The organism is Shewanella youngdeokensis, from assembly GCF_033180165.1.
Classification (GTDB): Bacteria; Pseudomonadota; Gammaproteobacteria; order Enterobacterales; family Shewanellaceae; genus Shewanella; species Shewanella youngdeokensis.
In genome coordinates this window covers 1,947,504-1,970,940 of record NZ_CP136522.1, presented here as the reverse complement: position 1 = coordinate 1,970,940, position 23,437 = coordinate 1,947,504, and the positions used below count along the sequence as shown (strand labels likewise).

Genomic DNA, 23,437 nt, shown 5'->3' with positions numbered 1-23,437 from the left:
ATGATGCTTGAACTCGCTAATATTACCGTGACCCCAAAACCTGGCCATTTATTTGATGGCTGGCAAAGTGCTGGGCAATGGCTGCAAAATATGAACCTAACAGGTTTTGAGGTATACCCTCATGGCGAGCTCAATGCCGCAGATATCCCCACTAATTTAGTCGGCGGTTTTCACCTGCAGTCTTTCCCGATCTTGACACCTTTGTTGTACAACGACAGTAAAAGGCTACTGCAGATCTTCGGTGACTGGCAAACAGTGCAGCAGTTCTATGGTGGTGTAAATGCTGATCATATCGTCAAGGTGATGGTCAGCCAGCTTAACCTGGCAGCGGAGCTCAATGCACCCTACGCAGTATTTCACCCGATGGATTGCGATATGGAAAACCTATTTACACAGGATTTCCCCTGGACACTGGACGACACCTTTGCTGCTTGTGCAAAGTTACTTAACATTGCGCTGCCGCAGAGTCATTTTAAAGGTTGGTTACTACTGGAAAACATGTGGTGGCAGCAAAGTTTCAGGCTCGATAACAGGCAGGAATATGACAATCTTCGCCGCCGGATAAACTATAGCAAATGTGGCATTTGTTTCGACTCAGGCCACATGATGGCGACCAATAACGCCCTCAAAGATGAGCCCAGTGCCATTGCATTTTTGATCAACAAATTAAAGCAACTGGATTTAAGCTCAGAGATTAAAACCCTGCATCTCAATAGCAATCTAATCCCTCAGTCTGCTAAGAAAAAGCAGACACCGACCAGCTATGTTAACTGTGACGGCTTTTGGCCACAGTTTGATTGCGCCTTAAAACATATCACTAGACTAGATCCCCATAATGGCTTTAATAGCTGCGACCTTTCACAGCTTGTCGACACTGTCGACCCTAGCTACCTAGTGCATGAAGTCTCGCAGCAAAGCATTCAACAATGGCAACAAACCATTAAGCTGCAGCAGTCGTGCATGTCAGGGATAAGTTGGCAAAAATACGCTTAAGACCATGGCTTTATACTGATATGTCTTAGAAAGCATGTTTGCAGAGAGTATGTTTTACAGAAGTGATATCAATGGTTAACGCGGTATTGCTGTCGCTGAAAGCATAACCTGACATAGGTCGCTTAAAACTTTCAATAGCTTAGCTAAAAAATATAACCATAAAATGACAAATTGTAATATCCACTAATAAATAAGAATAGTGACATGTTATTTTATTACGGCTAAGGTACTAGCACTTTCTAGCTCACTTTTGGACAAAAGCGCGTTAGAACAATTGCTCGATAACTTTAGACTCACATTAGATTCGGTATTGCAGATAAGCCTAGAGATGTCTTGCCATGTATATTCACCTGCACCTGATTGTTCTTGAATGACTTTAAACTGCTTTAGTTGAGTGTCCTCGAATTATACGAATTCAAGCGCTTCAACTAAAGCCATTGTTGCGATTCCTATTATTTGGGTTCTATACAAAAATACCATGGAGGGGCTAGTCTGTGCCCCTGAGAGATCTCATCGCCTACCGTATGATCTCGTACCATGGATTGGTTCTGATATAAGTACCGCCATTTAGTCGAAAATGCTTTCGCTAGGATTAAGTATTATCGAGCTATTTCAAGTAGATGTGGCAAGCTAGAAAGGAATTATACCAGCATACTATCGCTGGCATTCATGTTAATGTGGTTGCCGATGTATTGCTGAACATAAAACGTATAGCGAAGATCAACATGCCCTAATCAAAGACATTCTTTGCAATGTTCTTAATTTTGCTCAGCGAAATAATGCTCTGAGGCATGCTTATACGCAGCAAGTAAACGAGCAGTGGCTAATTGACTAACATCAGCATTGGGTACGACCACCTCAAACACATGATAGCCACCTTCATATTCGTAAAACTCAACCGCCACGCCATTGTTTTTCATTTGCTCAACAAATTCAATCGTTTCATCATAGAACAGGTCCTGATCACCAACAAAAGTAAAGGTGGGTGGTAATCCAGATAAATCTGTTGCTCTGGAGGGGGCTGCGTAAATGGGCACACTATCAGTTTGATACAGATCCCCTAAGTAGAGCTCCCATGCCATACGATTTTTCGTCGAATTCCAAATTAAATGCGTGTTCTGCGTATTAGAAAGTGAGCTATTTCTGTCGTCTAACATCGGATAGAGTGGCATTTGAAACGCGATGTTAATTTTCCCTTGGTCTCGAGCATACAAGGTTGTCGCTGCGGTTAAACCACCGCCAGCACTTCCTCCTGCAATAAACAATTGGCTGTCATTGATACCAAGCTCCGCAGCATTATCTTTCATCCATGCAAGGGTGGCGTAGCTGTCATTTAAAGCAGCAGGGTAAGGGGCCTCATGAGAAAGCCGATATGCAGGCGCAACGATCACGGTGTTTGAGGTGTGAATGAGGTCGGACATAAAACGTATATCTAGCGCTGAGTCTGGTGACCCCATAACATAGCCGCCACCATGCAGATATAAGAGTCCAGCAGCATCGGGAGTCGATTTATCTGAACGCAGTATTACCACTCGAATGTTGTTTCCATCTCGGCCTTTGATGTAGGTTTCTTCTACAACAATCCCTTTATCTAAGTCATAGTTCTCTGGCTCTGCCTGTCGACCTAATGCGATCAGCTGCTCCGGAGTTTCGGCTTGAGTAAAACGATCGACAACATACCCAAACAGCCGCAATTCAGAGTCTACATTCGGGTAAGAGGCGTTCACATGAAAGAACAGAGCTCCCACTATGACAGCCAAAGCCCCCACCAACCCAACTGTCACTTTTATTGCTATACGCATAAATCCTCCCGTTACCATGACTAAGGCCGTTGAGTACACGGTTGACCATAGCGGTATGTTTATTGTTTCCAGCATTATTGCTGATTAATTCTAGTGTTCCAGAGATTAGCAAGTTAAGGAAAAGCCAACTTATACATTTCCCAAAAACAGCTTCCTAAACGGAGGGATCTATTTTGGGAAATGTGTAAGTTTCTTGTTTCATCTCTCAGTATGATCTCGACATCGAATCAAGTAGAAGTGCCCACCATTGAAATGTTGTACTCGATGGGCGCTGATGAAGTTTCATTTAACACAATGAGAAAACTAAAAATTACTATTAAAGGTAAGACAATGAACTCTAAATATATTATTGCCTTGTCATTGGTGCTTATGGCACTAATCAGCATTTCTATTTTGACATGGGGAAGTAATACAAAACTTGCCAATGTGGTGCTAGCTAACACCAACTCAACTGAAGTTGAAAAACTTCCATTAGAAGGTAAAGCTTTTAAATACGACAGCTACCATCCTTACAACATCGGGTTTGATTTAGATAATGCTTTAGCCAGCGCACTATCGGAGATGGATGAAGGCTACGACCTACTGGTCAATAGCACGGTCAATGTTCAGTCATATTATTTAATTGTTTACTTTTCCAAATATTTCACAGTGCAAGGCACAGCCCTTCAATCTGCGGAGCTAAAAAAACAAATGAGTGATGAGGCTTATCAAAACTGGTTGATAAGCAGCAATGTGATCAACATAGCAGGTGATACACAATCCGCCGCACTCAAATAACCTGTAAGCACACTACTAATTTGGCTGAGTAACAACAAATTGGATATTCAATAAATTCTATTCCCGAATGTTCAAACCTCACCTGATAAATTTGTACTACAGCTTTGTTTTTAATTTACTGAGATACCATATATGCCACTACTTAATGACAAAACCCGAATACTACTTAAGTTATTCGTTCCACAAAGAAGGACTCCTAACCCTCAGCATGCTATTCCCAAAGGAGATAAAAACCTTCAAGGAAAGACCATAGTATTTACCGGTGGGACCGATGGCATTGGACGTGGTGCCGTTGAAATGTTGTGTTCAATGGGCGCAAACATTGTCCTGCTCGCTCGAAATAAGACTAAGGCAGAGGCGGTGATTGAGTCGATTAAAGCAGCTCATACGCAAGGTTCGATAAACCTACAAATTTGTGATCTGGCCTCGATGGACAGCGTGAAAGCGTGTGCTGAGCGTATTCTTTCTGAATATCCAAAGATAGATGTTCTGGTGAATAATGCGGGCATCAATATGACCAAGCCTGTTATCACTAACGACAATTTTGAAACGAACTGGGCTATTAATTACTTTGGCCCAAGATTGCTTACTGAACTGCTTCTGGATCGCATTAAAGCGTCAGCGCCGGCACGCATCGTAAACCTCACCACAAATACAGAGTTTATACCTGAAATCGATTTCAATGACATTCAGGCAAGAGTTAATTTCGATACCGACGAAAGCTATGTGGAATCGAAGCTTTCTATGAATATGTTTACTGTCGATTTAGCAAAACAATTGCAAGGTTCTGGCGTAACCGCTAACTCGCTTTGCCCTGGTCATATCCGCTCTAACTTGCTCAGCCACCTTGAAGGTGCTGAAAAAGTCATGAGCTATGTCATGCACTACATGGCTTCACCAACCCTGGTTGGTGCAGACCGAATTGTAAGATTGGCCATCTCATCTGATTTTGATGACGTCACTGGCGCGTACATTTGTGAAGACAAGTTGAAACCTCACCATCAAGAGGCACAGAAACCTGAAAAACGAACACAAGCACAGCAGATGACTACAAAAGCCCTTTCTCGTTGGCTACCTACAAATGAAACTATTATTGAATAATGAGGATTAACATAATGAACAAAAAAACCATACTGATTACTGGATGCAGCACTGGCTTTGGCAAACTGACAGCACGACTTTTTCAAAGCAAAGGCTGGAATGTCATCGCAACAATGCGTTCGCCAGAAAAGGAAACTGAGCTCAACAAGCTTCCTAATGTTCTCTTGACAAGGCTTGATGTCACTGAGCCACAAAGCATCACTGACGCTATCAATGCAGGCATGGAACAATTCGGCACCATTGAGGCACTGGTCAACAATGCGGGCATTTCTGGTATGGGCGTTTTTGAACAGTGGGATGAACACGAGATCAACGCGATATTCAATACCAATGTTTATGGTCCAATGCGTGTTGCTCAACAAGTGTTACCAATAATGCGTAAACAAAAAGAAGGGGTGATCATCAATATCTCATCCCTTGCTGGAATTTTAGGTTCACCCTACTCTTCTGTTTATAGCGCGGCTAAATTTGCTGTCGAAGGCTTAACTGAAGCCCTAGCTCTAGAATATGCCCCGTTCAACATCAAGACAAAAGTCATTGCTCCAGGGGCCTATGAGACCAACTTGTTTACCACGATCCCTCACCGAATTCTTGCTAACGGTGACCAACAAATTAGGGATTACAGTGATAAGATGCTTCAGAAGATGAATGCAACGATGGAGCAGATGCGCCAACAAGGTGCTACAGAATCCGATCCTCAGGAAGTCGCAGATAAAATATACCAATGTGTGACTGAAGAGACTCCTGTGCATAACGTATCAGGAAGCGATGCTGAGTCAATCTTAAAAATGAAAAAGACCATGCCTGAAGATCAGTTGATGAGGGCTATTTCTGACATGTTTGTACCAGAAGTACACACCGCCTAAATGTAAACGCAGTTGAGGAATAGCCAATGAGTAAAGTGAACAATGTCAAATCCATTACCCAATTACATCGCTATTTGGGCCTGCCTAGCCCATTGCACCCGTTGATCACGGTGATTCCTCAATCTACGTTTCAAGGTAAAGTGGAATCAGGTAGCACCTACGCTTTTGAGTTGTATCAGATATCATTGAAACAGGGTATCGAGTGTACTTTGAGCTATGGAAGAAACGCTTATGACTTTGATGATGGCTCAATGGTTTTCATTGCTCCGGGGCAATCGGCAGTCGTTTCTGACATTGAGATAGATCCGAATGCAGCAGGTTGGACAATCGCATTTCATCCAGATCTGATCTCACGCTCAGACCTTGGGGAGAAAATGGATCGGTACACCTTCTTCAATTATGAAAGTAACGAGTCTCTGCACCTTTCCGCCAAAGAAATTGAACTTGCAACCGATATCGCCGAAAAAATTAAGTCTGAATACACACAAAATATCGATCGTCATACTCAGTCATTACTACAATCTAACCTCGAACTCCTCCTAAATTACTGTGTGAGATTCTATGACAGGCAGTTCTACGTTCGGGCTGATTTAAACCGTGATTATCTGGGTCGATTCGAGTCATTTTTAAATAGTTACTACCTTAGTAATAAACCCTTGGAGAAAGGTGTGCCAACAGTTCAATATTGCGGACAGGAGCTAGGACTATCGCCTTATTATTTAAGTGACTTACTAAAACGTGAAACAGGAAAGACTGCGCTGGAATACATCCACCTCTTTCTTATTGAAAAAGCTAAATCGTTAATGCTAGAGGGCAACCTAAGTATTACCCAAATAGCGTGCGATCTTGGTTTCGAATACCCGCAACATTTTTCTAAGCTATTTAAATCCAAGACAGGAATGTCCCCGCGAAGCTTCAAATCATCACAGATGAAACACTAGAGATTGGAGTAATTAAACAATGAAAGTCATCATCACAGGCGCAACAGGTATGGTTGGAAGAAGTGTATTAAACCAATGCCTTGAAAGCGATAATGTGCAAGAAGTACTACTTATCACCCGCGCGTCATTGGCATTGAATCACCCGAAAATAACGGAATTAGTCCACCCTGACTTTTCTGATTTTAGTCAGGTTCAATCAAAGCTTTGTGGCTATGATGCCTGTTTTCATTGCATGGGCATTTCATCATTTGGGGTTGACGAGCAAGACTACAATCACATCACTTATGACATGACTTATGCGTTAGCGTCAGCATTAGTTAATGTCTCTGCGCAAATCACGTTTAATTATCTTAGTGGTACAGGGGCAGATAGCTCGGAGCAAGGCTCTGTAATGTGGGCCAGAGTTAAAGGAAAAACCGAAAACATGTTGCTGAACATCGGATTTGCAGACGCGTATATGTTTAGGCTTGGTGCTCTTTTTCCACAACGAGATATAAAAAGCAAAACTGCTTTATACAACCTGTTATATAACGGTTTACGCCCCTTTTTCCCAATATTAAAGAAAGTAATACCTATTACGACCAGTGAAGCGCTGGGTAGAGCAATGATCCACTCCGTCAGTTCTCCACAACCATTAAAGGTACTGGAAAACGAAGACATTAATCGATTAGCGATAGATACATAAATGTTTAGCTCTGTATGTTTTATTAGTCGCGCGGGGAGATGTAGAACTTAGCACCATAGGTAGATTATGAACAACAAAACCTGCACTATTGATAGAATTCACTAAAACACAATGGGGCATTTATTTGTTAGTTATTTTGATAACGAGAGGCTGAATAGAAGCAATAGTTGCATTACTGCTTCTATTTTTTGTTAATTTCTCAGGCCATGCTTTAACCTTCAATTCAAGCGATTGATTTATATATGATTAGATTTTGTAATAAAAATACATAACACCATTTTATGTCAATTTATGCTTTAAATTTGTCAGGTTATGGTTATATTATGTCAATATATGCTTTCAGCGACAATTGCTTATGAATAAAGGGCTGTATAGCGCCATCTTAGATAAAAATAGGCATAAAAAAACCGAAGCTAGATTAACTAGCTTCGGTGAATGGTCACTAATATTGCGACCAACATGCTTTTATAAATGTCAGTCATTCATGTTAAATGAACAACTCACTTTATCAGATCTTATACCTAAGCCAATCTAGTCTCAAAAAAAGAACGTAAAATAACTTGGGTATATGACTCAAACAATAAACCGATCAACCTTGCAAGGAGTAAACACGGCTTTATTGTTTGAGATTGATCACCGCATTAGAAACGATACTGCAAGGTTGCCAGTATCAAGTGGGCATCATAATCAAGATTATGTATTCCCAATGTGGTTAGTCCTGTCGGGCCTGTTCCTGGGTAGTATGAGCTTGGAAGCTGTGTATCATCTGAGTCTTCATAAGTCTCAAATTGATATTTCAGTCCAACAACAGTGTGCTCAGTCATTGCATAGGTCGCTTGAACAGTGACGTTATGAGTCGTCGCTTCGTAGTCACCTAACACGTTATAGCCGCTTGAGTAGCTATCACTGATTGAGATAGAGTAACTATAGTCTGCGCTAATGTTGATGCCACGATCGCTCAAACCAGTGTAGTGAAAACCAATGCCAGCAAAACCAAATTGGTCTTCAGTATCAGCTTGCCACATGTCGATATTCGTCGTCTGAGCACTGGCTTGCTCGCTATCAATCCACTGATATCCACCATCAATATTAATGTCTAGATCTTGCAGTGCTTGCCAGCTTAGGCCCAAATCGTAACCGTAGTCTTTAGATTCAACTAAACCGATATCAGTATTGGTGTAGTCATCAAGACCATAGTAACTTCTGAAACTTAGACTTAATGACTCTAGTGGCGCATGAGTGACAAAGATTTCAGCTGTACTGCTCTTTTTATCTGCTAAATAATATTTACGCATCAAAGTATTTTCTTTACTCGAACCCATTTCGTCGTAAAGGAACTCTGAACCACCACGGTCTGAGTAAAGCCCTTTTAAGCGGATATCCCACTTATCAAAACCTGTTGCGCGCCATTGTGCCCAAAAGATGTTGTCATCAGTCTCTTCACGATCCTGATCACTACGTTCCATTTCGATGCGGTCGTATCCCGCTTCAACACGTTGACCTTTACCAAGGTGGTAACTCGCACTCAGCTTGTAAGCGGTTCTTGTCGTATCTAAGTTGCTGTTAGCTTCAAAGTCACCACTGAGCTCATCAAAGCTGTATTGCTCATACTCATTAATTTCAGTCTTGTTGTCACGATCTGAATAATCAATTGAGGCTTTCAGTCTCAGGCCAGAGATCACACTGCTAGTAACTTTAAAGTTAGCATCTAAAGTTTCAACTTCAGTATCGGCATTGGTCAGCCCAGATGTCACACCATTAAGCGTCACAAAATCGGCATCTTGGGTCATGCTGCCTTGAGTTAAACGGCCACTTAGGTGGGTTTTACCCAAAGAATAGCGCCCCGCCAACGTGATAAATTGCGATTGATTGTCTGGTGACTGAGAGCTGATAGGAAAACCTGCGCCATTCATCTCTAGTGAGTCAATATCATTATCAAACCAACTGCCTTTATAACTCAGTTCAGTGAGCCAGTTTTGACCACTCAAACTAACACCAGCAGCCATATTTTGTGTTTGGCTATCGACAGGAGCTACGATGTTAACGGCGGTAATGCTACCGTTACTCATACTTGACGCACGGTTGCCAGTTTTATCTTCATTTGAGAAGCGAATATAACTAGACAGCATATCAAGCTTAAGTTTGGCTTCAATTGCAGACTTTTTACGCTCTAAATCAAGTGATTGGTAAACTAATTGATCTTGCTCAACAAGGTTATTATCTTCAGCAAGCCAAACACTTTCGGCATTTTTACCAAAGCGTTGTTTCTCATCAAAGCTAGCTTTGATGTTCCACACGCCAAGTTCACCTGTTTTTAAGGCGATATAGCCTTGCTCACTACCTAAATGGTCAGCGACTACCTCAGTACGGTAACCTTGCTTGTTATAAACAACATCAGCATTAACACCTGCTGCAAAACCGTCTGTATATTTAAGGTTATTTGCTGCATTGTCGTCATCACTATCCATTGCGCCTAGCTCAATGCCCGCTTGACCAATGACCGACTGATCGCTTGTACATTTTTTACAGGCCCATTTTGAACTGCTGGCTGCTTGAGTTTGTGTATTCGCAGAGGTCACACCAAAATCAAATGCAAAAGCACCGTTACTACAAGTTGCCAGCGCTAATGTAATTAGGCTTAATTTAAATTTCATTTTACGCTCCTTAAAACTGAAATGCTTTACCAGATGGATGATTCGAACCATGGATTTTCCCATGACAATTGAGACAACCTTGACCGCCGGTTTGAATACTCGAATTACCGCTTGGTGCTGTGCCTGCATGTCCGTCATCAGCGTGACACTGCTTACACAACATAGGCACTCTGCTATTTAATAAGGCATCGTTTACGCTACCGTGAGCATTATGACAATTGGCACAATTTTCCATTACTGGAGCGTGTTCCCACAGGAATGGGCCCCGTTTTTCAGCGTGACACTCAAAACAAGTTTGATTAACATCAATTTCATTAAGTGCTGATTCATTCATCGAACCATGTGGGTTATGACATGAACTACACGTCATTTCGCCCCACTTAAGAGGATGGCTTGAACGCTTATTCATATCCGCTTTTGCGCTAATATGACATTCGCTACATACTGCTACTTCTAGGTCTTTAACAAGTACCGGATCTTTGGCCACATGCACGTCATGACAACCAACACAGCTCACATCTTGCTCTGCATGCAAAGAGGTATTCCATGCCATATGTGTAGTGTCGTTGTGACAAGCAGTACAGACGGAGTTTTGCATTTCAGATGTTAATGGCGACTGCTCACCAAAAGTCACCATTGGTTCATTTTTGCCGCGATGTTTTCCTTTAGGGCCATGACAGGCTTCACATTGAAGGCCTGACATTGGGCTTTTGCTATTTAGCTGTCCGTGTACACCATCAAAGATAGCCATTACTGTTTCAGATTTCTTATGGCACATGATGCAACCATCAGCGCCCTTTTTCGAATATTTCCCTTCTTCAAACTTATTCATTAATGTTTCTAAAGGATCTGCACTTACCCCAGAAGAAACGCCTAATAGAAGAACGAGCACTACACTCATCGCATTAAGTATTTTCATCATCATCATCTGCCGTAACGTTTTTAATTATTAAAATATAACTAACTGAAATCATCGAGGTTAAGGCTAGAGGATATAGTGGCAAATTACCCTATGACTTTTGACAGTGTTTGCCATAGTGTTAGCTATGATGTGATTAATCTCACTCCTTCAATATTAAGAAGGCAGCTAATTTTTAGCGAGTTAGGATCGGAGGTGAGTATATGCAAGTAAATAAGAGCTCAAAGATGATATATACATTTGAGCTCTTGGAATATTAATCACAAAATACAATAATAATTGCAATGCATTTTAGTGATTTTATGGCTGTTTAATCCCAACTAAATGTGCGACTGGCGATACCTAAACAGATGCAAATAATCGCCACCAAAAACAATAAATGGTCGCTAATATCTAACAGACCTGCCCCATCAATGATCACAGCTCGATTTGCGTCATTCATATGGGTCAACGGTAAGCAGTCAGCCATAAACCTAACCCAGGGTTTGGCACCTTCCAGTGAAAACCAAATGCCAGATAAGAACATCATCGGCCATGACAGAATATTCAATAGACCATTACACAGCTCATCAGATCGAGTCCGACTCGCAACCAACAAACCGATACTGATCATCGCCGCACTACCAAGTACCGTATTAAGTACCAATAATGCAATATTGCCTTGAGGCTGAATATCAAACAGAACTGCAATCACTACAAATACTAAAATAGAAGAAAGCACTGTGGCCCCAAGCCTTGAGATAAGCTGCGAGGCTAAAAACTGCCATGCCCCAAGTGGAGTCACTTGTAATCGCTTAAGAACCCCGGTTCGACGGTAACGAACAACAACATAACCCACACCATATAACGCAGAAAACATCATGTTCATACCAATAATACCTGGCAAAATCCATTCAACATGGCGAACTGCGTCACCAGTAATTGGCTTAGTCTGTAGCTGAGGTAATTTACTCAGTATTACTTGCTCTAAAATGTAGCCTTGGGCACTGTCAGGGTTAACCCAATACGTATCACCACTAATCAAACCATCAACGAGGTGCCTTGCTACTTTATGTTGAGCTTGTGCTAAATCGTCGTAATGAATAATTTCTATATGCTTTAACGTTTGTAATTGAGTAATTTCTTCAGTTACTCCATAAACACCGAGTTGGTAAAGGCTAGGATTATCATCATCAAACACAAGCACTAATGCAATGATGATGGCAATAGGAAAAAGTAACGACCAACCAAGCGCAGATTTGTCACGGAAAAACTCCGTATTACGCGCAGAAATCAAGGCAAATAATGCATTCATATACGGAGCTCATTACCAGTTAATTTTAAAAAAAGATCTTCAAGATTAGGTTTACGCACCGACATACCTTGTGACGACACATCTGGCCGTTTAAGTGCAGGAAGTAAATCATCAAAGCACTGGCATTCAATGCGTGTTTTACCTGCACATTGGCTCACTTTTACAGGTAAACTATTAAATACATATGCGGGGTACAATCCATCTAGTTCAATAATTTGAGGAAGAAAATTATCATTGAGTAACTGCTCCGGACTCCCCTCTGCAACAAACTGGCCTTTATCCATAATCACTATTTGGTCACACAGCTGCTCAGCTTCATCCATATAATGCGTTGTCAAAATGATAGTTTTACCCTCTTGTTTTATTTGTTTAACCAGTTGCCAAAAATGCAATCTCGCTTGAGGATCAAGCCCTGTTGTTGGCTCATCTAAAAATATTAACTTGGGGTCATTAATCAAACTTAACGCTAACAACAAACGCTGTTTCTGCCCCCCCGACAACGTGTAATGATACTGGTTGGCAACTTCTTGCAATTGACATAGTTGAATGACGTGCGAAATGAGTGCATGGCTTTCATAAAAGCTAGAAAACAGTTTTAGACACTCTTTAACGGTCAAATAATCAGGCAAGGTGGTTTGTTGGAACTGGATCCCGATTTCTTGCTTAAAATTTTTATCAATCGGCAACCCCCGATAAAGAATCTCACCATGGCTGGGTTTGAGCACCCCTTCTAGAATTTCCATCGTAGTGGATTTACCTGCGCCATTAGGCCCTAATAACCCTACACACTGCCCCACATGAACATCAAGATTGATGTTATTAACCGCTGTAAAGTCACCATATCGGTGTGTTAGATCGCGAACACTCAGTAAAACAGACAATACAACCTCAAACCATACAAATAGACCACTATTGTCGGTAGTGCAGCGTTTAAAAACACTAGGGGTTTTAACAGACTTTTATACTTCAAATCATATTTGTGTACTTGTACACAAAGCCACTGTAACGCCCTTGCCTTTAGCGATAATTGCCTCAATATGCCAATAATTCAGCAAAATTGAGAGCTTACATGCGCGCGTTCAAGAAAATCATCTGGCTATTACTGCTTATTACCCCTTTTACAGCCTTTAGTCAGGAAGACGGATCACTCAGAATCGTATCTTTAGCCCCAAACTGGAGCCATACAGTAGCAGAAATTGGCGCAATTGATGATTTAGTCGGCGTAACGCGTTATGCGCGCTTTCCAGCAGAAGTGCCTTTGAGGGTGGAACAGAATCGTATTGCAGTGGTCGGTGGCTTCACTGATATTGCCATCGACAATATCACCCAGCTTAACCCCGATTTAGTGTTGACTGCAACGGGCTTACAGTTACAGCTAAAAGCCAAACTGGAAGCATTGGGGATCAACGTGATCCACATGGAAGAGTCTAGTTTAGCTGAGGTATACCAGAAAATTGCTTTACTGGGTAAAACCATCGACCATCAACAACAGGCGGATGCCTTGGTTAGCTCAATCAAAACAGAGCTAACGGAAATTGCTACGCAGTACAGCAGCTATCCATCGCCCAAAGTCTATTACGAGATCAACTATTTCTATAAATGCGTACCGGGAAAACATTCTTACATGACCGAACTCATTGAGCTAGTCGGGGCAAGAGCAATTTTGTCTGAGCGTGACGGTATTGCCCCCATGGTAACTTGGCCTGAAGTTGTTGCCCAGAACCCAGATGTGATTTTACTGCCGATATGGCCCAATGCGACAGGTCCTATCTTTGAAGGACCACAAGCGGGCAGCGGCACCACCACGGTGGCCGAAGTTCACGCTCGTGAAAACGCCAATAAAGTGAATGCAATAAACAATGATAGCGTACGCTTTATTGATTCTGCAGTGACAAAACAAGCGGGGCCGAATATCCCACAAGCCGCAAGATTACTGGCTGAAGCTATATATGGGCAGAACATTTAAATAAGGCATTTCACTGATTAAGTGTACCGCATTTTTGTGACTTGAAGTTCCACTTACAACGTAAAGTATGTTTTAAGGGGTGACATAGGTTTGCTATGACATATTTCCAGAAAGTCATTTCTGGAAATATTTAACGACATTGCTTAATCAGTGTCTAGTTTTAGTACTGGGGCTTTAAATTATAGACACTGTTAAATGGACACCTATCAACTCAACTCTTAGCTAAAACATTTTCATCAGTATAAAATTTGGGACGCTGCTGATAAAACCTTATCTGGAGTACCAAAAAATTTCTGCGCTCCTTCTTCATTCAGTAATAAACATAAGTCAGAGGCTGCCACCATATTTTTTTCGTTGGTGGTATAAATAACCGTGCATTTTTTAAGGTGGTTCGAAAAGAGTGAGGCTAAATAATGACTATTTTCTTTTTCAGACCCCACAAAAGGCTCATCAATAATCAATACCTTTTGCTGGCAGCGCCCTATTCCTATCATCAGTTTGATCTTACGCAGTACACCGTCTGGCAGGCTTTTTAATAACTGGCTAGTTATAACGGTCGCTTGGCCTTTCGGTAGATATTTTTGTAGATCAAAAAAGTTAACCATCTCGTCAATGTAGTCTTCATCCACAAAGCCGTTATAGAGACGATAATTTGCCAATAAAGAGCCCTGATACAGGTGCAAATCGAATGGAATGTAACAAATGCTGTTTCTATATTTGTAACTATTAAACTGCGATATATTGTAGTTATCCAGTGCAACACCACCTTGAAATCGGCTATCTATACCCGCAAGAATATTAAGTAAGGTGGTTTTACCAGCCCCCGATGGAGCACAAATCGACACTTTTTGAGTCGGGGCCACTTTAAACGATAAATTTGTCAGACCTTTCGACAGTCCCACATAGCGATGTGTTAGCCCTTCGACGGTAACTTCACCTTGAAATTGATTAATGGGTGAACTTTTTTCCATATTGTTACGATCGTCATCAAGTGACATTAGGGCATTGATCTGCCCAGTAGATGCTTTAATTGTGTCGATTTTTGATAACGAATTATATATTCCCATAATTGGGGTTAGCGCTTTCCAAACCAAAATAATAATTGCGAGCATTGCGCCGGCATCTGTTGTTCCAGCCATAACCCCTGACACCGCTGTCACAATACTCGTAATACCTATAACTTGTATTAAGCTCCCACCCATACTTTGCACTTTACTGTTAATAGTGCTGACTTGGTGAGAGTCAGCTAAGCGTTGAATTAATGCAGCATTAAAACGAGATTTCAGCACTAAAAGTAGCGGTAAGCCTTGAATAGACACCGTATGAGACAGAATTTCATTCCAATGATAAGAAATCATTGCATTGGCTCTGGAGCTCTGAGATGCCGCTTTTGCGTAGATGTAGCGCCCATAAATACAGAAACCAATTAATATAAAAATCCCTGCTATCACTGTAATTGCCGCTGTGCCAGACATAATAACAATGGCAATAATAAAGATAAAAATGAACGGCAAGTCAAAATAACTGAGGCTGGATTCTGCTGTTACCAACTTCCTAAATTGGTCAATATCCTTGAGCCTTGCAAGCTGTGAAGAGGTCCCAGCGTTCGATGTCATGGCATAAGGTAGCCACAATAATTTAGACAATACACTATAGGAAATATAACAAGATAGCTCTTTACCTGACGTTGACAAAATGTTCATACGCTGTTTCTTTAGCACGTATTCCGTAAAGGCAACGATAATTGCCCCAAGCGATAACCATATGAGTGTTGAAACCGATGCAGCACTTAATGCAAAATTATATACACTCATGATGAAAAAAGGCTGTACTGCACCAAGTAAGTTAATACCCAAACTTAATTTCACCAACTTTTTGAATTCTGCGCTGTAGCGATAGAAAGAAAACTTTATCCAGTTCTTTTTATCTTGTGACTCTGGTGGTGGTTCTCTAAACAAACGAGAATAACTTGATATATAACAAATTTTCGCAGAAATACTGCTTTCAGTCTCATACTCAAATATATTGTCATTTTCATAATCATATAAAAAAAGTGTATTACTTTTGACCTGTAATAAAATGTAATTCTGTTGTTTAAACGAAATAAACGCGGGGCAGCTAATATCCAACAATTCATCTTTACGGTTGATGTTTACCGTCAGGCATTCGTAGCCAACTCGAGTCAAAGTGGTTTTAAAAGCTGTTAAATGATTTTTATGGTTTACAAATACGTCAGATAAAATACTCGGCGTACCTTCCCATTCAAGGGCGATTAGCGCAGAAGCTAAACCATTGAGCAGAGGCGTCTGCTCAAATCGTTTTTGGTACTGACCATTTTTAAAATGATCTAGCCTTTCATTTAGCTCATCGAACGCAATTAGAGTATCCATTCATTAATCCAACGTAATAGTTTCAATCATAGAATCAACATTAACGATTTTATTACTGACAATAATGAAAGAGTAAGCACCAGTACGAGGCCTTAAACAGGCCAATAGAGCCCTTGCTACCCTCTCGTCATAAACAAGGTCAAAGTCATCAATAACAATCACAAACTTATTATTAAGCAAAGCCCTTACCACTAGTAACAAAAACGATACTTGTCTAGAAAAAACGTTAGCATCATTACCGTTTAATTCGGTATAAAACCCTTGTTTTAATTGGTCAATATCTTCCTTAATCGATAAAGCTTCACATAAAGAATAGGCCGCTTTATGAAGTTGGGGTTTAAAACAAGTAATGTTATCGATAATCGAGCCATCAATAAAACTACTGTTTTTATCAACCTTGACCATTGGCTTGTCTGTCCCATAGTCTCTATAAAACTGTTGCTGGATCCTTTCAAGTAACTCGGTCTTACCACTGCCGGATTTACCTTTTAAGAGGGTGATTTTCCCTTTCGTAAAGTTGATATCTCGCCCTCTAAAAATAAGATCAGGCAGTACACAAGTCTGGGTAGTCGGTTCAACAGAGGTTTTAGCTGGGTTAGAATTTGTTACTTGTGCCAAAAGCGGCTTCACATCATGTGTATTTTGCATCAATAAAATATCGTTAAGCCGATCTATATAGATTTTATTAACCTTCCATTGCCCCATTGTTTTCATTGCCTGTTGATATGGGCCAAAGTAGCGGTTAGTTAACAAGATCACCGCTGCCATAACCCCTTGACTCATATCGGTGGAAATAACACTAATCGCGCCATTAACTACCACAAGAGTCAGCGTTAACTGCTGCACAAGTGATAATACCAACGAGTAATCTGACTCCTGCTTTTCAAACACAGTATTGTAATACTCTCTAATATTGATCATGTTGCTCATTAAATTCTCAACACGATATTCCATCGAGCGGCTTTTAATATCCAATGGGTAGGTGACAATCTCGATTATTTTTGAATTAGTAATTCCTTCTATAGTTGATTTAGTGGACAGCAAGCTCACTTTTTTATTGATCGCAACAAAAGAAAAAACAAACAGTAACAGTGAGGCGCCCCCAATAATTATGCCGGTATTAATGTTAATGATACTTAAAATAACAATGGTAACAGCACAGGTAAAAATATTAATAAACGACGAGACCAGATCCCCGCTAAAGTAAGACTTCAGGTTGGGTATGGTATTGATTCTTTCTAAGTACTCCCCTACCTCAAGGTGCTTGAATCGTGTTGGATTTGCATCACATACTGCTTTAAACAATTGATTAGTCAGCTTTCTCTCAAACACATTACCGACATTTGACACCAATGACTCTTCTATATTCTTAACTTTGTAATCTAAAATAATAGCAAATAATATTATCGCAAAAAGATAGTACAACGTTGAAGCTGATTGATTGGGTATCACCCTGTCAAAAATAATTAATATAGCAAACGGTAATACCAACCCCAAAATGGTTGTTAAAACACTGGAGGTGATTAAAAAAATCAGCTCCGAAAAAGACAGTTTTGGAAGATAGGATAATTTACTCATGCGCATCCTTACTTAACGAGTCTAACCTTTCCAAGTCGAACGAGTTTTTTATGGGCACCATACTGTTAGATAACGTGTTAACAACGTTTAAGTCTATCGGCCCCAGTAACGCATCAAATTTTGTGACATTGATAATGTAGTCATATTGATTAGAATAAAAATCACGAATACTGTCATACAAGTTTGACTCAGATAGCAGTAGGTCTGTTAATGTTTTGGTCCCTATTCGATAAGCTTTTTGAGTTCCTTTATATACCGCATAATTAGACAATATAATTTCTTTTAAAAAATCAATTGCCGTTACATTGTCATTAATATTGAAAACCAACTCGTCAAAACTCAGCCCTACTTCGTCAATGGACTGTTGGTATAGTGACAAACTTTGCATTATCTTGTTTTTATTTTTCTTATATTCATAAATACTCGAACCACCACTAGCTATAGGTACAGTCAAATTGATAGAATATATAAAATCATCTTCGTATGTTTCAACAATGCTATTATTATCACTGAAGTTATAACTAGCTGACGCCGAAAGCGTAGGATAAAATTCTGCTTTTGATTTATCTAACGTGCTTTCGGCCCTGGTCATATTATGCTTAGCTATGATTATGTCGTAATTTTTATGAACCAGATTTTTCTTCAGGCCATTTTGTAAAACTGGTTCAATCGAATTATAGTCTTGATTTAATTGCACATCAAATCTCGGAACTATAGTCGACTGAGTTGTTGAGTTTAAATTGATTAGCGCAATGTTAATGTCACTTTCAATGCTAGCTAGCTTTCTAGCATTTTGCTCTTTTGTTGCATAAGCTTCATACACATCCGTTTTAGGCACATTACCTAGTTCATTGTTACGTTTAATTTGTGCTAATCGGGCGTGTGATGAATTTAACTCCGCTTTCGTTGCTTTGTATTGCGCTTTAAATTTCAAATATGAGAAATAGTTTTCAACAACCTTGATGATAATATCATTAAGGATTTTATTATGCTTTAACTCATTTATCTGCAAATCTAACTTACTTAAGTCATAATCATATACTTTTGAATAATCAAGCAGGATTTGTGAAATAGATAAACTATACCCATTACTATTATATTTATTATCAAATGCCTGACCATTACTTGGATTTGGGTAATCTGTTGTATTTTCTGTCCAGGTCGTATTTGCCTGAATATTCACTGTCGGATAAAAATATGATAACGACTTTTCCTTATCATAATCTGATGAAATCAGCTCAAATTGTGAATTAATCACCTGAAAATTATTTTTCAATGCTTTATCTATCAGTAATGTCAGCTCTTCACTTTTAACTACTGAGATATTTAAAGCAACTATAACCAACACAAGTATTTTTATGTAATACATTAGCTCACCTTATTCATGGCTAAATATTTACGCAGCGCACTGAATATTTCATCTTTTTTATACGGCTTACGAATAACAGAATCCATACCAGCATTGATACATTTATTATGTTCATCATTACTAGTTAACGCTGTTGCACCTATAATCACTCTAGCAGGTAAATCATTTGCAGCATCATATTGCCTGATCCGACTTGTGGCCTCTAACCCATCTACATTGGGCATAATACAATCCATAAAGATGGTTTTATAATCGTAATCCTTAACCGACTCAATTGCTTCTTTACCGTCATTAGCAGTATCACAGTCAAAGCCCAAGTCTGTTAGAATTTTCTTCAAAATAAACTGTTGTAATTTATCATCTTCTACGATTAATATTTTCTCAGTTACTTCTTGCTCAGCAACTGACTTATCGTTGTTAAATTCATCAATTATGTTTGGAATTAATCGACTAGGCGGACATGGTTGATGGAAAACATAATCAACAAACTCCGACAAATCTTCACTATGTTTATCTGCCGCTGACAAAAATAAAAACAGCTTAATCTGTTTTCCTTTCACCCTTGCTTGAACAATTTTGCATAACGAGCTCAAGTTAACGCCTGACATAGTACTAGTTATGATTATGCCGTCTTGTGGCGACAGCCCATTAAGGCAATGAAAAACATCATTTGCAGTTCTAGCAAATTGAGTTGTAGCACCAGAATCGACTAAGGCCTGGTCAATTACATCAATTCCCATACCAGCAGCGCCACAAATGAGCAGCGTTTTTTGCTGTAGCTGGTTGTTGGCATTTTGGTAATCAACTGGGTTAACATCAAATGATATTCTTACTCGGGTGATATCTTCAATATCTTTCTGAATAACATGATAATTCTTAATATTACTGACTAACGCCTTAACTAATGAGCGGTTGGTAATGTCTTTTTTTGGCCTGAGCCCCCAATCTAAGTTTTCAATCTGCGCAATCGATAACATGTCTTGATCGTATACATATAAATCAATATTCAACTGTAGCTTTTCTACTTTCGTTGCATTCGTGCAGCTAAGCGTAAATAACACTTTTTTAGCATCAGAGCTTGAAAGGGTATCGGATATTTGCATAAGCAACATCCAAAATAACCCTGTGTGATGACCATGAAATGACAGTGGAATACTGTTATCGATATAGTATTCGATGGTTTTATTTTGCTGCTTAGATTTAGTCGATAACAACACCACCAGCTCATCGATCAAATCATAGAATTCTACAATCTTACTGTTTGATGTAGTTTCAACTGTTGATAGCAAGTTGAAGTTTTCTGCTAAATTTTCTAACGTTCTTGTTGCTGTAAGCACCTCTTTTGCTTGTGAAACTTCCTGCTGGTTATCGACGTCTACCAACAAATTTATACCACCTTGAATAGTATTAGTGATCCCTCTTATTTCGTAACCAAGCAAATTGTACAAGCGTTGATACAAGTCCGTTTTACTCATTTGCTTATCTAGTTTCTCAAAACTAAATAACAACATTGAGTAGATTTTTTTCTCATCAGAACTTGAATCTACATTAGACAAGCGAGCTTTCAGTGAGCTTTGATTTAATTCTTTCACATCATTTAAGATATTATGAAAAGAGTGCGACAACCTCTTTTTTTCTTTTTCTGAATGAGTGATGTTTGCACGCAACAAATACCAACCAGCAATAAATAACACTAATACTATAAATTGAATTATGAGCATAACTTGCATACTCAGCTCTGAACTAGCTTCTACTCCGCTGGTGACTTTGTTAGCAATAATAAATGACACATCTTTAACCTCTGAAAAGCTGCGCTCGATGTTATCACTTAGTTCATTATAATTTTTTTGCTCATTGAACTTATTAAAGTACAAGTTGAGGAAGTCAAAATTTAAGGTTCCTGATAACGACACTAATTGTTTTTCACTCGAAGCAATAGATGTAAATATGTCAATATTCTTTGAAATCGCCTTAGTCTGAACTAATACTTGCTCACTATTACATTGGTTTGTTGACGATGTACACAGTTCGAGTGTCGACTTTAAAATTTCAAGCTGAGCGGTAATACTCTTAGAGGTATCGATTAATGTAACTTGAGTCTCAGAGATAGGAGCTTCATAGCCAGATGAAAATTTATTAAGGGTATAAATAGCTTGGCTAACCGTTAACACTAATACGATTATAAAAGCGATATTCACTGTTACAGCATTATCTTTAAATTTCATAATTAGCGCTCATTAAATGACTCGTCAAGTGCAGACATAATTGGTTTTAATGCATAATCAATCACTTTTCTTGATCCGGTTTTAATATCAGCAGTAAATTCCATATAAGGAGACAATTGATACTTAACCCCATCTAATTCAAGGTGGCTTTTATCGATTGTCAATTCGGCTAGAAAAAACTCTTCCTCTTTTTCTTCATATGACCCTCTTGAAATTGATGTAATAACTGCATCGACCACACCATATTTTGAAAAATTATATGAATCGAATTTCAACTTTACTTGTTGACCTTTTTCAATAAAGCCAATGTCCTTTCTTGCAATTTTAATTTCTGCATGTAAAGCATCATTCATTGGCGTTATATCTGCAATGCTTTCGCCTGGAGGGATGATGGCAGATAAATAATTAAAACTTAATTTATCGACAGTTCCATCGACGGGCGAATATACAAATAATCGGTCAACTTTGTCTGAAATAGATGGCAACATCTGCTCTTTAATTGATAGCTCTTTATCTACCGCGATTAAGCTATCACGATACTCACTGATCCTTACGTGCTTGGTGTTTTCGAGTTGTTTGGTTAATCGTGATAGTAAAAAACTCTCGTTTAGCACGGTCTCTTCGAGCGTTTCAATTTCTCTCAACATGTTCATCTCTTGCACTTGCATATTGAGCACTTCAGTATAGGCTCCCATCTCTTCTTGATAGAGCTGCTCTTTTATAGCGAGTTGTTTTCGCACAATAGTTAACTGTTGCTTAGAAGAAGTGATCCGTTTTTTCATCGACTCAATGAGCTGAGTTTTATGACTTATGTCATGAGCCATTAACTCATCACTGGTGACGTTTTTGTCATTCTCTTCTTGCCACTGTTCTTGCTGAACGAGGATACTGCTGGGGTAAGCTTGAAAATCACTAAAGTCAGGTGAGGTTTGGGATATTAATGCAGCGTATTTGATTTTTTCAAGCTGTAGTTGATTGATCTCAAATAAGTTAACAGCAAGGTCGCTAACCTTATCTTTTGATCTAAGCAGAGCTATTTTTTGCCCTTTAAACACGATATCACCCGGCGAAACATACAATGCCTCGAGAATGCCGCCTTCTAAATGTTGGACTTTCTCAATGTCTGTATTTAACAGCAGTTCACCTCGGGTCGCGACGGTGATTTCTAATTCTGCCTGTGAGCTCCAGATCAATACAATGAAAAGAAAAATAAAGGCAATTGAAGACACTTTATGAGTACTATTACTCTTTTCTTCAACAATCAATACACTCGAACTATCAGAGTAAGTACTGCTAATCGACTCTTCGATAATATCTTCAAAGTTGTGTTCAGGTTTATTGTTAGCTTCCATTTATCCTCATTACTTCCATGTTATGTGAATGAATTAAACTTTAAACTAAAAGCCTTACCTGCCCCTCTATCTCTAATAAATGTTGTTTGATGACAGCCATTTGCTGCTGACTGGGAAGCTCGCCAGCTTGGCTTGTCATCTCAGCTTCTTTAATGATAGCAACAGCATCCTCTTCACAAAGGTTGGACAACATACCTGAAAGTGTATGAAGCGCATGAAACAGCGCTTCGGTATTGTGTGACCGATAATGTTCATCGAGTGTTGAGCCAACTTCTGCGTTAATGTCTAAGTACATTGCCATTAGCTCTTTTACACAGTCTGTATCGCCACCTAGAACTTCGTTTAAAGCTTCAACATTAATCATATTTAAAACTCGTTTAAGCCAAATAATGACTCTTGAAAACTTAAGAAACACCTAATTTATAAACTATGGATGCCCAGAGACTGTAAGCTACGAGTACTTTGAGCATTGCTAACAATAACTATAGTTTAAAATATAGATATCTCTATAAATAACTTAATATT

18 protein-coding genes and 1 pseudogene are annotated in these 23,437 nt (G+C 39.5%); 8 read left to right on the top strand and 11 right to left on the bottom strand.

Annotation, left to right across the window (positions count from 1 at the left end):
- Together RGE70_RS08430 and RGE70_RS08425 are read left to right on the top strand one after the other, a co-directional pair.
- Positions 1-993, top strand: coding sequence for a TIM barrel protein (locus RGE70_RS08430; RefSeq protein ID WP_310471029.1), 993 nt, complete (start codon positions 1-3; stop codon positions 991-993).
- Between the two features lie 552 nt (positions 994-1,545).
- Positions 1,546-1,692 (top strand): annotated as a pseudogene (locus RGE70_RS08425) (IS5/IS1182 family transposase); the annotation flags it as partial.
- 59 nt (positions 1,693-1,751) lie between these two features.
- Here the strand turns inward: RGE70_RS08425 and RGE70_RS08420 are convergent.
- The gene (locus RGE70_RS08420) at positions 1,752-2,795 is read right to left on the bottom strand and encodes an alpha/beta hydrolase (protein ID WP_310471028.1); all 1,044 of its coding nucleotides are present in this window, start codon (positions 2,793-2,795) and stop codon (positions 1,752-1,754) included.
- A 264-nt stretch (positions 2,796-3,059) separates the two neighbouring features.
- On the opposite strand from RGE70_RS08420, the gene RGE70_RS08415 reads away from it, so the two are divergent.
- The 5 genes from RGE70_RS08415 (at position 3,060) to RGE70_RS08395 (ending at position 7,165) form a co-directional block, all read left to right on the top strand.
- Positions 3,060-3,572, top strand: a complete 513-nt coding sequence (locus tag RGE70_RS08415; RefSeq protein ID WP_160178543.1) for a hypothetical protein — start codon at positions 3,060-3,062, stop codon at positions 3,570-3,572.
- Positions 3,573-3,704: 132 nt separating this feature from the next.
- A complete protein-coding gene (locus tag RGE70_RS08410; RefSeq protein WP_310471027.1) occupies positions 3,705-4,673 on the top strand; it encodes an SDR family NAD(P)-dependent oxidoreductase in 969 nt (322 codons plus the stop codon).
- Positions 4,674-4,687: 14 nt separating this feature from the next.
- Positions 4,688-5,539, top strand: a complete 852-nt coding sequence (locus RGE70_RS08405) for an SDR family oxidoreductase (RefSeq protein ID WP_310471026.1) — start codon at positions 4,688-4,690, stop codon at positions 5,537-5,539.
- Between the two features lie 26 nt (positions 5,540-5,565).
- The gene (locus tag RGE70_RS08400) at positions 5,566-6,480 is read left to right on the top strand and encodes a helix-turn-helix domain-containing protein (protein WP_310471025.1); all 915 of its coding nucleotides are present in this window, start codon (positions 5,566-5,568) and stop codon (positions 6,478-6,480) included.
- 19 nt (positions 6,481-6,499) lie between these two features.
- The gene (locus RGE70_RS08395; RefSeq protein WP_310471024.1) at positions 6,500-7,165 is read left to right on the top strand and encodes an NAD-dependent epimerase/dehydratase family protein; all 666 of its coding nucleotides are present in this window, start codon (positions 6,500-6,502) and stop codon (positions 7,163-7,165) included.
- Positions 7,166-7,806: 641 nt separating this feature from the next.
- Here RGE70_RS08395 and RGE70_RS08390 read toward each other — a convergent pair.
- The 4 genes from RGE70_RS08390 to RGE70_RS08375 form a co-directional block, all read right to left on the bottom strand.
- Complete coding sequence (locus tag RGE70_RS08390; protein WP_310471023.1) at positions 7,807-9,819, bottom strand: MtrB/PioB family decaheme-associated outer membrane protein; 2,013 nt, start codon at positions 9,817-9,819, stop codon at positions 7,807-7,809.
- Positions 9,820-9,829: 10 nt separating this feature from the next.
- A complete protein-coding gene (locus RGE70_RS08385) occupies positions 9,830-10,744 on the bottom strand; it encodes a DmsE family decaheme c-type cytochrome (RefSeq protein ID WP_375087941.1) in 915 nt (304 codons plus the stop codon).
- A 304-nt stretch (positions 10,745-11,048) separates the two neighbouring features.
- Positions 11,049-12,032: an ABC transporter permease gene (locus RGE70_RS08380; RefSeq protein WP_310471022.1), complete on the bottom strand. Its 984-nt coding sequence runs from the start codon at positions 12,030-12,032 to the stop codon at positions 11,049-11,051.
- A complete protein-coding gene (locus RGE70_RS08375; protein ID WP_310471021.1) occupies positions 12,029-12,913 on the bottom strand; it encodes an ABC transporter ATP-binding protein in 885 nt (294 codons plus the stop codon). The genes RGE70_RS08380 and RGE70_RS08375 overlap by 4 nt, the downstream gene beginning before the upstream one ends.
- A 188-nt stretch (positions 12,914-13,101) precedes the next feature.
- Between RGE70_RS08375 and RGE70_RS08370 the strand changes: the two genes are divergently transcribed.
- Positions 13,102-13,998, top strand: a complete 897-nt coding sequence (locus RGE70_RS08370) for an ABC transporter substrate-binding protein (RefSeq protein ID WP_310471020.1) — start codon at positions 13,102-13,104, stop codon at positions 13,996-13,998.
- A gap of 236 nt (positions 13,999-14,234) precedes the next feature.
- Here RGE70_RS08370 and RGE70_RS08365 read toward each other — a convergent pair whose 3' ends face one another.
- Genes RGE70_RS08365 through RGE70_RS08340 form a run of 6 tightly spaced genes read right to left on the bottom strand, consistent with a single transcriptional unit; the run spans position 14,235 to position 23,276 of the window.
- Entirely contained in the window at positions 14,235-16,388 is a 2,154-nt protein-coding gene (locus RGE70_RS08365) for an ATP-binding cassette domain-containing protein (RefSeq protein ID WP_310471019.1), read from the bottom strand.
- A 3-nt stretch (positions 16,389-16,391) separates the two neighbouring features.
- Complete coding sequence (locus tag RGE70_RS08360; protein WP_375087916.1) at positions 16,392-17,972, bottom strand: ABC transporter transmembrane domain-containing protein; 1,581 nt, start codon at positions 17,970-17,972, stop codon at positions 16,392-16,394.
- Positions 17,959-19,335 carry a TolC family protein gene (locus RGE70_RS08355; protein WP_310471017.1) on the bottom strand — a complete coding sequence of 459 codons (1,377 nt, stop codon included), beginning with the start codon at positions 19,333-19,335 and terminating at the stop codon, positions 17,959-17,961. The genes RGE70_RS08360 and RGE70_RS08355 overlap by 14 nt, the downstream gene beginning before the upstream one ends.
- Positions 19,335-21,560: an ATP-binding response regulator gene (locus tag RGE70_RS08350; RefSeq protein WP_310471016.1), complete on the bottom strand. Its 2,226-nt coding sequence runs from the start codon at positions 21,558-21,560 to the stop codon at positions 19,335-19,337. The genes RGE70_RS08355 and RGE70_RS08350 overlap by 1 nt, the downstream gene beginning before the upstream one ends.
- Positions 21,561-21,562: 2 nt before the next feature.
- The gene (locus RGE70_RS08345) at positions 21,563-22,912 is read right to left on the bottom strand and encodes an HlyD family type I secretion periplasmic adaptor subunit (protein ID WP_310471015.1); all 1,350 of its coding nucleotides are present in this window, start codon (positions 22,910-22,912) and stop codon (positions 21,563-21,565) included.
- A gap of 40 nt (positions 22,913-22,952) precedes the next feature.
- Complete coding sequence (locus tag RGE70_RS08340) at positions 22,953-23,276, bottom strand: hypothetical protein (RefSeq protein WP_310471014.1); 324 nt, start codon at positions 23,274-23,276, stop codon at positions 22,953-22,955.
- Positions 23,277-23,437 lie beyond the last annotated feature (161 nt).

Excerpts from the sequence above, each read along its gene's own strand:
- RGE70_RS08380 (WP_310471022.1), bottom strand. The coding sequence starts at position 12,032 with ATGAATGCATTATTTGCCTTGATTTCTGCGCGTAATACGGAGTTTTTC.
- RGE70_RS08350 (WP_310471016.1), bottom strand. The coding sequence starts at position 21,560 with ATGAAATTTAAAGATAATGCTGTAACAGTGAATATCGCTTTTATAATC.
- RGE70_RS08410 (WP_310471027.1), top strand. The coding sequence starts at position 3,705 with ATGCCACTACTTAATGACAAAACCCGAATACTACTTAAGTTATTCGTT.
- RGE70_RS08355 (WP_310471017.1), bottom strand. The coding sequence starts at position 19,335 with ATGTATTACATAAAAATACTTGTGTTGGTTATAGTTGCTTTAAATATC.
- RGE70_RS08395 (WP_310471024.1), top strand. The coding sequence starts at position 6,500 with ATGAAAGTCATCATCACAGGCGCAACAGGTATGGTTGGAAGAAGTGTA.
- RGE70_RS08405 (WP_310471026.1), top strand. The coding sequence starts at position 4,688 with ATGAACAAAAAAACCATACTGATTACTGGATGCAGCACTGGCTTTGGC.
- RGE70_RS08345 (WP_310471015.1), bottom strand. The coding sequence starts at position 22,912 with ATGGAAGCTAACAATAAACCTGAACACAACTTTGAAGATATTATCGAA.
- RGE70_RS08360 (WP_375087916.1), bottom strand. The coding sequence starts at position 17,972 with ATGCGCATGAGTAAATTATCCTATCTTCCAAAACTGTCTTTTTCGGAG.
- RGE70_RS08385 (WP_375087941.1), bottom strand. The coding sequence starts at position 10,744 with ATGATGATGAAAATACTTAATGCGATGAGTGTAGTGCTCGTTCTTCTA.
- RGE70_RS08365 (WP_310471019.1), bottom strand. The coding sequence starts at position 16,388 with ATGGATACTCTAATTGCGTTCGATGAGCTAAATGAAAGGCTAGATCAT.
- RGE70_RS08400 (WP_310471025.1), top strand. The coding sequence starts at position 5,566 with ATGAGTAAAGTGAACAATGTCAAATCCATTACCCAATTACATCGCTAT.
- RGE70_RS08370 (WP_310471020.1), top strand. The coding sequence starts at position 13,102 with ATGCGCGCGTTCAAGAAAATCATCTGGCTATTACTGCTTATTACCCCT.
- RGE70_RS08420 (WP_310471028.1), bottom strand. The coding sequence starts at position 2,795 with ATGCGTATAGCAATAAAAGTGACAGTTGGGTTGGTGGGGGCTTTGGCT.
- RGE70_RS08415 (WP_160178543.1), top strand. The coding sequence starts at position 3,060 with ATGGGCGCTGATGAAGTTTCATTTAACACAATGAGAAAACTAAAAATT.
- RGE70_RS08390 (WP_310471023.1), bottom strand. The coding sequence starts at position 9,819 with ATGAAATTTAAATTAAGCCTAATTACATTAGCGCTGGCAACTTGTAGT.
- RGE70_RS08340 (WP_310471014.1), bottom strand. The coding sequence starts at position 23,276 with ATGATTAATGTTGAAGCTTTAAACGAAGTTCTAGGTGGCGATACAGAC.
- RGE70_RS08430 (WP_310471029.1), top strand. The coding sequence starts at position 1 with ATGATGCTTGAACTCGCTAATATTACCGTGACCCCAAAACCTGGCCAT.